This is a genomic window from Pseudorhodobacter sp. E13, assembly GCF_003991405.1.
Classification (GTDB): Bacteria; Pseudomonadota; Alphaproteobacteria; order Rhodobacterales; family Rhodobacteraceae; genus Pseudorhodobacter.
Map to the genome: position 1 here is coordinate 1 of NZ_RPEN01000125.1, position 10,939 is coordinate 10,939.

10 protein-coding genes are annotated in these 10,939 nt (G+C 57.7%); 6 read left to right on the forward strand and 4 right to left on the reverse strand.

Annotated features, from left to right (window positions below; genetic code table 11):
* The 5 genes from EGN72_RS19395 to EGN72_RS00880 form a co-directional block, all read left to right on the forward strand.
* Nucleotides 1-321 (forward strand): WGR domain-containing protein (locus tag EGN72_RS19395; protein WP_233586982.1); only part of this gene is annotated, 321 nt, incomplete at its 5' end.
* Between the two features lie 158 nt (nt 322-479).
* Nucleotides 480-1,361, forward strand: a complete 882-nt coding sequence (locus tag EGN72_RS00865) for a hypothetical protein (protein WP_127044771.1) — start codon at nt 480-482, stop codon at nt 1,359-1,361.
* Nucleotides 1,354-2,277, forward strand: a complete 924-nt coding sequence (locus EGN72_RS00870) for a nucleotidyl transferase AbiEii/AbiGii toxin family protein (protein WP_127044772.1) — start codon at nt 1,354-1,356, stop codon at nt 2,275-2,277. The genes EGN72_RS00865 and EGN72_RS00870 overlap by 8 nt, the downstream gene beginning before the upstream one ends.
* 3 nt (nt 2,278-2,280) lie before the next feature.
* On the forward strand, nt 2,281-5,469 hold the full coding sequence (locus tag EGN72_RS00875; protein ID WP_127044773.1) for an N-6 DNA methylase: 3,189 nt from the start codon (nt 2,281-2,283) through the stop codon (nt 5,467-5,469).
* A 242-nt stretch (nt 5,470-5,711) separates the two neighbouring features.
* A complete protein-coding gene (locus EGN72_RS00880; protein WP_071974167.1) occupies nt 5,712-6,464 on the forward strand; it encodes a Bro-N domain-containing protein in 753 nt (250 codons plus the stop codon).
* A gap of 174 nt (nt 6,465-6,638) precedes the next feature.
* On the opposite strand, the gene EGN72_RS00885 is transcribed toward EGN72_RS00880, so the two are convergent.
* Nucleotides 6,639-7,523, reverse strand: coding sequence for an ArdC family protein (locus EGN72_RS00885; RefSeq protein ID WP_127044774.1), 885 nt, complete (start codon nt 7,521-7,523; stop codon nt 6,639-6,641).
* 534 nt (nt 7,524-8,057) lie between these two features.
* On the opposite strand from EGN72_RS00885, the gene EGN72_RS00890 reads away from it, so the two are divergent.
* The gene (locus tag EGN72_RS00890) at nt 8,058-8,846 is read left to right on the forward strand and encodes a hypothetical protein (RefSeq protein ID WP_127044775.1); all 789 of its coding nucleotides are present in this window, start codon (nt 8,058-8,060) and stop codon (nt 8,844-8,846) included.
* Between the two features lie 32 nt (nt 8,847-8,878).
* Here EGN72_RS00890 and EGN72_RS19090 read toward each other — a convergent pair whose 3' ends face one another.
* From EGN72_RS19090 to mobQ, 3 genes are all read right to left on the reverse strand, one after another.
* Nucleotides 8,879-9,307 carry a hypothetical protein gene (locus EGN72_RS19090; RefSeq protein ID WP_158623101.1) on the reverse strand — a complete coding sequence of 143 codons (429 nt, stop codon included), beginning with the start codon at nt 9,305-9,307 and terminating at the stop codon, nt 8,879-8,881.
* A gap of 2 nt (nt 9,308-9,309) precedes the next feature.
* Nucleotides 9,310-9,573: a hypothetical protein gene (locus EGN72_RS00900; protein WP_127044777.1), complete on the reverse strand. Its 264-nt coding sequence runs from the start codon at nt 9,571-9,573 to the stop codon at nt 9,310-9,312.
* Between the two features lie 21 nt (nt 9,574-9,594).
* Nucleotides 9,595-10,939: MobQ family relaxase (gene mobQ, locus EGN72_RS00905; RefSeq protein WP_233586983.1), on the reverse strand; the 1,345-nt coding region annotated here is incomplete at its 5' end.

The window sequence follows — 10,939 nt, forward strand, 5'->3', positions numbered from 1 at the left end:
ATCCCCAAAAGCCGGATCTTCAGCTGGAAGGTTTCGGGGGCAGAATGCATCCATAATTCTTGCCAGAATTACCATCAAAACGCAATTGCCCCACGCTTTGGGGTGCTCTCCTTCTACCGGATGGCCGTCATGCCCAACCTGTTTGGCGAATGGACGCTCTATCGGGAATGGGGACGGATAGGCCAGGGCGGTCAGGTTCGGATGGATTGGTTCGCGGATGAAAGCCAAGCGGTCGCGGCTCTGATCACACTGGAAGCGTCCAAGCGTCAGCGCGGCTATTGGGTGGAGCCTCAGCAGCTGGCGATGTTTGGGGGAATTTGAAGCCGCTATTTACATCTGAATGCGATATGTGTATGTCCTTAGGACATACACATATCGCATTCGTGTCTAATATGCTAAGTGGCATACGATGATGGCCGCTCTTGACATAACGCCGTCCTTACCCATATGTCCTAAGGACATATGGGTAAGGACGGCAGATGAATTTTACCGAAGGTTTTGAAAAAGCTATAACCGACAAGGACTTGCCGATCATAACCTTCTACGATTTCTTCGTTCTAGGCTACCATCTGTTTCACAAGAAAGTGCTGAACGGCGAGCCGTTGAAGCGCCTCCCGCACGACTGGGACCAGACACGCGCCAAAAATGCGCTACGTCGCCTTGAGGCCCGGAAGGCGCTTGTCATGGACTCTGACTTCCGATCGGGGGTTTGGCGTGTCACGCAATCAACGAGAGCTGGTTCGGCGGAAGAGGTCGCCTGCATCGCTGATCCCTTCGCCTACGTCTCGCATCTATCTGCCATGCAGCGCTATGGCCTTACTGATCGCAGCCCACAGGCGCTGCACCTGACAACCCCCAAAAGACCCCTTTGGAATGCGCTCCGAGATGAACTTCTTCATAAAGACCTGCCCGATCTGGACCAGATCGAAGCGCCCGTTCTGAACAGGCCCGGCTTCAAGGATACGATCCGTCGCCGACCAATCGTGGTGCATGTGTCAAGCCACCCTTGGACACCGGCCTCCGTGAGTGGTGAGGAAACGCGGATCACTTCGATTGGCCAAACCTTTGCTGACATGCTTGCTGAACCACAGCTTTGTGGGGGCATGCGCCATGTTCTCGATGTCTGGGAAAATGAGGCGGATCAGTGGGTGCCCGAGATTATTGCCGCAATTGATCTCCTCGACAGCAAGATCGCCAAAGTCCGCGCAGGCTATATTCTGTCTGAAGTCATGGACATAGATGATCCGGCGCTGCACAACTGGGAGCAGTTTGCTCAACGGGGCGGATCGCGCAAACTCGACCCTGACGCCGACTATGCCCCTGAATTCTCAGAACGCTGGATGATTTCAATAAATGTCTGACAACGACCCCCACGCTCAAGATAGCAAATTCGACATCGTCGATGTCGATGTTCGCGCATGGGTCGAAGCCGCACGTGCAAACCCAACGCTCTATCGAGATCGCCAGGTTACGGAGATTGTCCTGGGGGCAATCGGCCTAGCCCCCTCACTATCGAAAACACTCGTTTTAAAGGGCGGGGCGGTCATGGCCCTCGCTTTCAAAAGCAATCGGGTCACCGGGGATGTGGACTTCACCTCAATGGCAGAACCCGCCGACCTGACGGAAAAGCTCACCACCGAACTGAATGAACTTTTGCCCAGAACCGCGATCAAGCTCGGCTATCCCGATCTTCTTTGCCGGGTGCAATCGGTGAAGAAAATGCCGCGCGCAGAGAATTTTGAGGATCACGAATTCCCCGCGCTCCGGGTCCGCATTGGCTCCGCCAAGCGCGGCACAGGTGAAGAGGCCCGGCTGGCGGACGGCCAGGCAAGCCGAGTTCTTGATGTCGAGATCAGCTTCCGCGATCAAGTCTATGCCTTCCAGGAGCTGAACCTGCACGGGGCCGGTGTGGCGGTGCGCGCGTTCACCATTCATGAGCTCATTGCCGAAAAATTCCGCGCTCTGCTTCAGCAAACCATACGCAAGCGCAACCGGCGACAGGATGTCTACGACATCGCATTTCTGATTGGCGAGCATGATTTCAGCGGTGCTGACAAAACAGCTATCCTGACCACGTTGATCGAGAAATGCCGCAGCCGTGGGATCGAGGCCAAGCCAGAGTCCATGGATGACCCGGAAATCAAGCAACGCGCCCAGGCCGATTGGGAAACGCTCGCCCTCGAAATTGGTGACCTTCCGCCCTTTGAAGAGCGCTTTGCTCTCATGCGCGATCTCTATGTTTCGCTGCCATGGGGCAGCATCAAGAAAGCCCTTTAATTCATGAATTTGTTCAACCGTAAGACCCTGAAGCGCCATATCAAAGCCGATCCGATCCCGTCAGACCATTTGGCTGCGCTGGAAGCCTGGGCAGAGTTGATCAGCTCGGGCCGGATTGAACGTCTGAAGGAAACCGCCCTGCATGGGCAGTTCGCCTCCAAGGTCGTTGAAGGTGTTCTCGGCTACCACGGCCCGGCTGGCGGGGCAGATTACAACGTCTCAACCGAACAAAATATTCTGCGCGGCAGCGTCGATCTGGCGCTTGGCCGATTTGGCGGCAAGACGCCTGACATCGTGGCACCATTCGAGCTGAAGGGCGCAGATACCCGCGACCTCGATGCAATCATGCCAGGCCGAAACAAAAGCCCCGTTCAACAGGCGTGGGAATACGCCATGAACGCGCGCGGCGTGAAATGGGTTCTGGTCTCGAACATGATCGAGCTGCGCCTCTACGGCTTCGGGGAAGGCACCTCGGCCTATGAGGAATTCCGCCTCGATCAGCTGACAGCCCCGGAAGAATACGCGCGCTTCATGCTGCTCCTGTCGGCGGAAAATCTGCTGTCTGGCCGCACGGCTGATCTGCTGAAAGAAAGCCGCCGCGAAGACAAGGACATCACCGACAGCCTGTATCAGGACTACAAGGACCTGCGCCTCAAGCTCCTGAGCGCCGTCCAGAAGGCCGATGCCGCGATCGCGCCTCTCGATGCGATTGCCCTCGCGCAGAAGATCCTCGATCGGGTGTTGTTCATCGCCTTTGCCGAAGACACTGGCCTGCTGCCAGACAACACGCTGGAAAACGCCTTCGTCGCGCGCGACCCTTACAACCCTCGCCCCGTCTGGGACAATTTCAAGGGGCTGTTCCGCGCCATCGACGTGGGCAATAACGAGCTGAAAATCCCGCGCTACAACGGTGGCCTGTTCCGCGAAGACGCGGTGATCAACGGGCTGAACCTCCCCGATGACATCTGTGAAGGGTTCAAAACCCTGGGCGAGTATGACTTCGCCTCCGAAGTCTCGGTCACGGTCCTCGGCCATATCTTCGAACAGTCCATCGCGGACGTGGAACGCCTGCAAGCGATCGCCCGCGGTGAAGAGGAAGAGCCCGAGAAAACCACTGGCACAAGCGGACGGCGCAAGCGTGACGGGGTGGTCTACACCCCTGATTACATTGCGCGCTTCATCGTGGCCGAAACCCTCGGTACACATCTGCGGGAAATTTTTGAGGACACCTTGCGCGCTCACGCCAAGAAGGGCGCAGATGTCACCGACTACGAAAACATCCCCTGGCGGAAAAAGTCGGCCGAGCTGGAAGCCTGGCAAGCCTATCGAGATCGCCTGAAGTCCTTGCGCATTGTTGATCCCGCCTGTGGCTCCGGTGTGTTCCTGATCATGGCCTTCGACTTCATGAAGGCCGAACTGACCCGCGTGAACGACAAGATCAAAGACCTGCTGCCCAAGGCCGAACATTTTGGCGATCTGCTCGACTATGTCCCCGACAGCGATATTTTGACCGACAACCTCTTCGGCGTGGACGTGAACGAGGAAAGCATCGAGATCACCAAGCTGTCGCTCTGGATCAAGACCGCCCGGCGCGGCAAGGTTCTCGACAGCCTGTCAGGCAGCATCCGCGTCGGTGACAGCCTGATCGAGGACAGCAACTTCGCCTATCTCGACCACGCGTTCACCTGGGAGACGGCCTTCCCCGGCGTCTTTGCCGAAGGCGGCTTTGACGTGGTCCTGGGCAACCCGCCCTATGTGCGGATGGAATTCCTGAAGCTGCTGAAACCCTATCTGGAAAGGCGGTATGAGGTCGTTTCCGATCGGGCCGATCTCTACTGCTATTTCTACGAACGCGGCCTGCGCTTGCTGAAACCGGGCGGGCGCTTGGGCTATATTTCCTCGAACACCTTCTTCAAGACCGGCTCGGGCAAGCCCCTGCGCGAATACCTTCTGAAAGAGGCGACCATCGAAAGCGTAGTCGATTTTGGCGACCTGCAAGTCTTCGAGGGGGTGACCACCTATCCGGCCATCCTGACCATGAAACGAGGTGCCGCGCCCAAGGGGCATGAGCTGCGCTTCTGGAAGGTGGATGCTCTGCCGGAAAACAACTTCCTCGCCACTTGGGAAGCCGCTGCCGGCCCGTATCCACAAACGGCCCTAGGGGCCGGGTCATGGGAACTGGAAAACCCCGCCCTGCGCGCCCTGCGGGACAAGATCAAAAAGGGCAGGAAGACCCTGAAAAGCGTATATGGCGCACCATGCCGGGGGATTGTTACAGGGTTGAACGGAGCCTTTGTGATCGACAACGTTACCAAAGAACGCCTCTGTGCCCAGGACCCAAAGTCTGCCGATTTGCTGAAGCCCTTCCTCGAAGGCAAAGACCTGAAACGCTGGCGTGCCGAACCGCGCGGCCTGTGGCTGATCTACATTCCCAAGAACCGGATCGACATTGACGATTATCCCGCCATCCGGGAATGGCTGCTGCCCTTCAGGGACAAACTGGAAAAGCGCGCCACGAAGCAGGAATGGTTCGAGATCCAACAGGCGCAGGAGGCCTACTTGCCTTACTTTGAGGGCGCAAAGGTGCTCTACCCTGAATTTTGTAATGTGCCACAGTTCCAGTTGGAAGACGGGCATTTTACGAACAACAAATGCTACTTTATCGGTTCAGACGACGCCTGGCTCGCAGCTTTCCTGAACTCCAAAGTGGCCTGGTTCACGATCACCGGAAACAGTGTTCCTGTTCGTGGTGGTTTCCATCAAATGCACTCTCAGTTTGTCGAGCAGGCCGTGATACCAAAAATCTTGGCTGAGCAGAAAACTGACCTTGAAGGTCTAACCAACAGTTGCCAGGCAGCTGCCCAGAAACGCCTAGCACTCCAAACCGCTCTCACGCGCCGCCTACCAGACCTCTGCCCGCCTGAACGCGAACCCAAGCTGACCAACAAGCTCAAGGAATGGTGGACCCTGCCCGACTTCGCCGCCTTCCGCGCCGAAGTGAAGAAGGTGTTCAAGGCAGACATCCCGCTGACCGATCGCTCCGACTGGGAAGACTGGATCAACCGCGACCGCGCCGAGATTGCCCGCCTGACCGCCGAAATCGCCCAGGCTGAAGCCCAGATCGACAGCATTGTCTATGACCTGTTCGACCTGACCGAAGACGAAATCGGGCTGCTAGAGGCGGCAATCTAACCGGCGCGCACACAGATTGTTGCAAAAATGCAACACTTAGAGGAGCAAGAGAACAATAGAAGAACTCACGCTTGCAATTTGGTAAATTTTCTGTTATAATAAAAAATGGACCGAACCCTTTATGGGCCGGTCCTTTTCCGTAACCGCAGTACGATTCGGCTTAACTGTCAAAGGGTATGTCCCATGAAGAGGAACACCCGTCAAGCAAAATCGTACTGCACCAGCGTCATGAAAGGACGTAAATGCAGTATACAATGCAAATTTTTGAGTACGAAGACAACGATCAGTTCCGTGTTATCGATCGTGAAGGAGAGCCTTGGTTCGTTTTGACTGAGGTCTGCAAAAAGATCGGAATTGCGAACCCACGGGATGCCGCGAGCCGTCTTGATGACGATGAGAAGGATGGCGTCGGAATTTCCGACGCCATGGGCAGGGAGCAGAAGACCACCGTCATCAGCGAGTCCGGCCTCTACTCTCTCGTGCTGCGTTCATCCAAGCCAGAAGCAAAGCGTTTCAAGAAATGGATCACCTCAGAAGTCCTTCCGAGCATTCGGAAAACTGGCTCTTACGGTGGTCACGTTCCTGCGTTTATCAAGCGCTACAACGAGAACTGGAACCGGGTCAGCGCGGGTCATTTCTCAGTGATCAACGAACTGGTTGTCAGGTTGTGGGGACGCCTTGAAATGGTCGGCCACATGATGGCGGACCGGGCCCCAAACGGGACACAACTACGCCCCGATACCAGCGTAGGAAAGCTCTTCGCAAAGTGGCTCGACGAGAACCATCCCCGGCTGAGTGGATCTCACTCGATGTACTCACACAAGACCGATGAATGGGAAGGTGATGCGCGGCAATATCCAAACAGTATGCTGCCGCTATTCATCGAATTCGTTGATAACGTTTGGATTCCCGAGCATTCGGAGCGTTATTTCAACACTCGCGACCCAGCGGCGCTTCCCCATCTGCCCAAGCTGCTACCCGCGAAGGCGGCTTAAGACCGTCCGCTCCCTTGGGGGCGTCCGCGCGAAGCGACGGGCCTGTCGGCGGGTGGCCTCAAGGCTGCCCGCCGACAGGTCACCCCAAAACCGCCCTCGGCCAAGATCACACCACAACACAAAAAGGCCCCCGCCTGCTGACGGGGGCCTCGATCATTGCGACTGTGCGGGCTGTTACTCGGCGGCCATCCGGTCGGCCTGCGCGGTGCGCTCCATGATGTAATCCACGGCCTTTTGAGCTTCAGACGCAGCGCGGAATATTGCGCGGCTGTCTTCCTTCATCGCGGCAAGCCACCCCTCGACATAGGCGGCGCTCTGGTCGAATTCAGGCTCCACCCCGATCTGTGCGCAAAGCATGCAGTTTCCGATTTCCGCGACCAGCTCCTCGAACGCGTAAGCCTTGCGGTCATTGAACCGGCCCAAACGGTCAAGCCGCTTTGTCGCCCCTGTCCAGTGGGTCAGCTCATGCGCCAAGGTGCCGTAATATCCTGCGGCCCTGTGAAACGTCGCGATCGGCGGCATGTGGATGCGGTCAGTCTTGATGTTGTAATAGGCGCGCGGCTCCTTGGTGCTGTCGATCTGCGCGCCACTCGCGGCAAAGAACGCTTCCAACGCGGGATCGGCCAAGGTGCCAAGACCACGGGGCGGATCGGGCAAGATGTAGAATTCAGCGGGCAAGCCCTCAATCTGGTCGGCATTGAATACGCGGTAGGCCTTGGCATAGGGGATCTGGTGCTCCTCGCCGTTGTCGTCCTCGCGCTCGACGGTGCCGTATTTCACGACGGTTGCGGATTTCTCGCCTTTGCGGACATGGCCCCCAAGCTGCTTGGCCTGATTGAACGTCATCCAGCGGGCTGAGCTGTAATCCTTGGCCATCGCCGTGGCCCAAAGCATCAGGATGTTGATACCCCGATAGGCTTCGCCGTTGAACCGTTCCGGCAAGCTGACCGATACCCCGCCACCGGTCCACGGCTTGCGCCACGGCGGCGTTCCCGCCTCGATCTGCGCGATGATCTGGTTGGTGACATGCGTGTAAACGTCAAACTTCTCTGCGGTCATTTGTGACCCTCCTTTGAGTGACGCGGTCCGGGTCTGCACCCCTTTCCGCCAATGGGCGGGCCTTCCTGTTCTGATCTTTGGAATGCCCATGCATTCCGAAGGGCAGAGCAGGTAAGGGCAAAGCCCGTCCTGCGGCCCGGCGGGGCCGTGACAACCGGGTGGAGGGCGTGAATTTGGGAGGGAACCGCGCGCCTCGCGCGTGGGAGGAACCGGAATTCTTGACCGGAACCGACGCCGTAGGCGGCGCTTGCCGGTTTTCTCGGACCTGCCGGGATGGCAGGCGGATCAACAGGATTTGGAAACTGTCAGGGTTGGGGTGAGCGGGCGTCAGCCCGTCAATCCCCTGCCCTGTCTATCGCTCAAAGCGAGCCCGGCACACTGCCGGGATCACACCAGTGAAAAGGCTCATCAACCATAATTCTCCAAGTAATTCGCTGATTTCTCTGTCCTGACCTTGATGTGTCGCGATATAAATCAGGACGAAGCGCTTCTGACCGGCACGGAAGCAAGCACGCCTTAGAGAAGATATATGTAATGAGTAAAGTCGAAGATAAGGACAAGATCTGGAAACAACGCCCCGTTGTTTTGGCGCTCAGCGTAGCAATAGCGCTGATCGGCGGATTTCTGATTGGTGGGGCCTTCGTCAACACCTCATTCTCCGACTACGTTTATAACTTTAATCTATTACTTGTCGGTGGAACCGTACTTCTAGCGATACCGATCTTTTACAATGCAACCCGCAGCACACTGCGTTCAGACCTTTTGGATCGCGAAGTTATCGAAGAGAACAAGGCACGGTTTTCGAACTTTTCGGGGTACGAAACGTCGCCCTTGGTTCAATCCGTCTATCGGTTGTATCTTGAGGCTGGAGATCAACGGAGCTATGCGACAAAGAACCTAGCCATCGGCATGGGTCTGACGCTGGTATCCGTGATTGTGATCGTTTCATTGATCATCACCAGTCGCGCGACTGAAATTTCGGCCTTGGATATCGAGCGATTCCTCTATACATACCTTTTGCCGCGTGCATCGGGCGTGCTGGTTATCCAGTTGGTTGGTGGCTTTTTCCTAAGATGGTACTCGCAGAACGTGCGCCGAATTGGCGAGATTTCAGAACGTATACTTTTCATTGAAGTAATGCTTGCCTCGCAAGTGTTGGCGGGTGACGATGAGAAAAGCAAACGCGATGTTCTAAAAGAGCAACTTTTAACTTTTGATTTGTCAAAGCTGTCAGACAAGAAGGATGATCCAGATCGCCTAGATCGTGCAGTGATCAAGAAGATCGCAAGCAATACCAGCGTTAGTCTTTCGAACAAAGAGTAGAGAAATTGTGCCGAGGGCATGCGGTACAGAAATCAGCTGACTTTCTCTCGCGCCAGCATAATTTCGAATTCCACCGTCGAGCTCTCCTCGATGCCAATAACCCAGATATTGTTCTGGGCCTTGCCACCGCCTTCGACTGCGACTGTGCGCCCGACCATCTCACCCCAAAGATATTTGCGAGCTTTCAGATACGCTTCATGCGCCTTCTTCCGAGCGGGCCCGCAGGGCAAAAGGGCTGCATGCTCACGCAGATCGTCGAGCGCCTTGGCGCTACCGCCGAACAACAGGCAGGGTTCTTCCGTTCCATTCTGCCATAGAACAATCCCGTCGTCGGGCCGAAACAGCCCATGACAGCCAAGCCCAGGCCGATTAGGTGACACTACGAACGTGTACTTGATTGAGGCGGTCCGTCCGCTTGGCAGAACGAACGGTTCACGATCAACTTCTGATGAGCGCCACACGCTTAGCCGTCCTTACGAACAAGGCTAGTCTTCAAACCCTTTGGCTGGTCGCACCCCTCCCCTTCGAACGATGCGGGAACAGCATCAATCCCGATATCCCAAAGGGCCGCAAGCAGGCCACCTTTGGCAACCATGTCGGCGGCCTCTTGGCCGTAGGCAGCAACGAAATCATCGGTGGTCGCGAACACTTGGGGGCTATTGTTCGCAATGCGCTGCGCCATTGATTTCACGGCGGGTTGCTCCTTGTGGTAGCGATCTTCAAACACTGTGTGGTTTCCTTTCATTTCTTAACGTTCTCTGTCGCGATCGCGGCCCTGCCCGCGCTTGGACGCAGTATCACGCCCGCGCCCGAGAATGTCATCCCGCCGCCCTTGATCACGGCCCTCGCTGTCGTGGGCGGCAATGTCCCGCTCGACAGCGGCAGCATCCCGCTCCTGTCTGATCTCGCGCGCACGCCCAAGGATGGCGTCTCGCCGGTCCCGATCAGGATCGTCGGGCGCAATCCTCTCGCGCCCGACATCCGGCGCTTGCGCCTCTGGGCGATCAACATCGCGCCCCAACACTGCCGCCCGGCGCGCGTCCATGTCGCCCCGATCAGCACCAGCCTGCGACCTCTCAACCTCGCCCATAAACCTCTCCTTGATCCGTGACATCGCCGCTTCAGCGCGGCCCCATAGCTGATCCATCCGCTCGCGCGCGGTGGCAATGAAGGCGCGCCCGCGCTCCATCAGCTCAAGCCGCAATTCCAGCTGCCGCCAGCCCAGTTCCTGGCGCTGTGCATTGCGCGCCTGCGCCGCACGGAAAGCCTCGCCGCGCTCGGTGATGATCCCACGCTTTTCCTGAGCATTGGCGGATGGGCCGATTTTCGGCTCGGGCTCACGGCTGAGCTCGACCACCTTCTTCTCGTGCTCAAGCGCCAGGTCTTCCTGCCCGCCCTCGCGCGCCCGCTCGACCTGTTGCTCGGCCGCGGCGCGCTGAACATCAAGGGACCGGTGGTCGATCCGCTCCGACCGCCCTGCCCGCTCAAGGGCGATGTTCGCGTCCCGCGCCCAGGCTTCGCGCCAGCCCATCAGCAGGTCCGGCGCATTCCAGCTGCGATCCTTCTTCCCGAACCCCTCGCCGGTCAGCTCGCGCATGGTCAGCATGACATGCGCATGGGGCTGACCGTGGCCATCACGGGCCTTGCCTTCGTGAATGGCCACGTCCGCGATCATGCCGCGATCGACAAATTCGCGCTGAACAAAGCCGCGCAGGAGCTCCAACCTCTCGCCCCGATCAAGCTCACGCGGCAGCGCCACTTCGATCTCGCGGGCAAGCTGAGCATCGCGCCGCTTCTCGACCGCCTCGACGGCGTTCCAGAGCTGGTCTCGATCACGCATCCAGTCGGGCGCGTTCTCGGGGGCCATGATCTCAGAGTGCACGACCCCGCCCTTGCGGGAATAGTCATGCTCCACCCCCTGCCGGTCATCCCGCAGCCGCCCAGCCGTCCGGTAGGCGGCGGCTGCGACCGATGACCGGCCTCCGGCCCGGCTGATCACTTTTGCACTGAGATGATAGATCGCCACGCTTGGGACGCCTCTCTTCAAAACAGGGTCCAGCGCCTGGTTGCGCTGGTCGGGAGCGCGAGGGTGA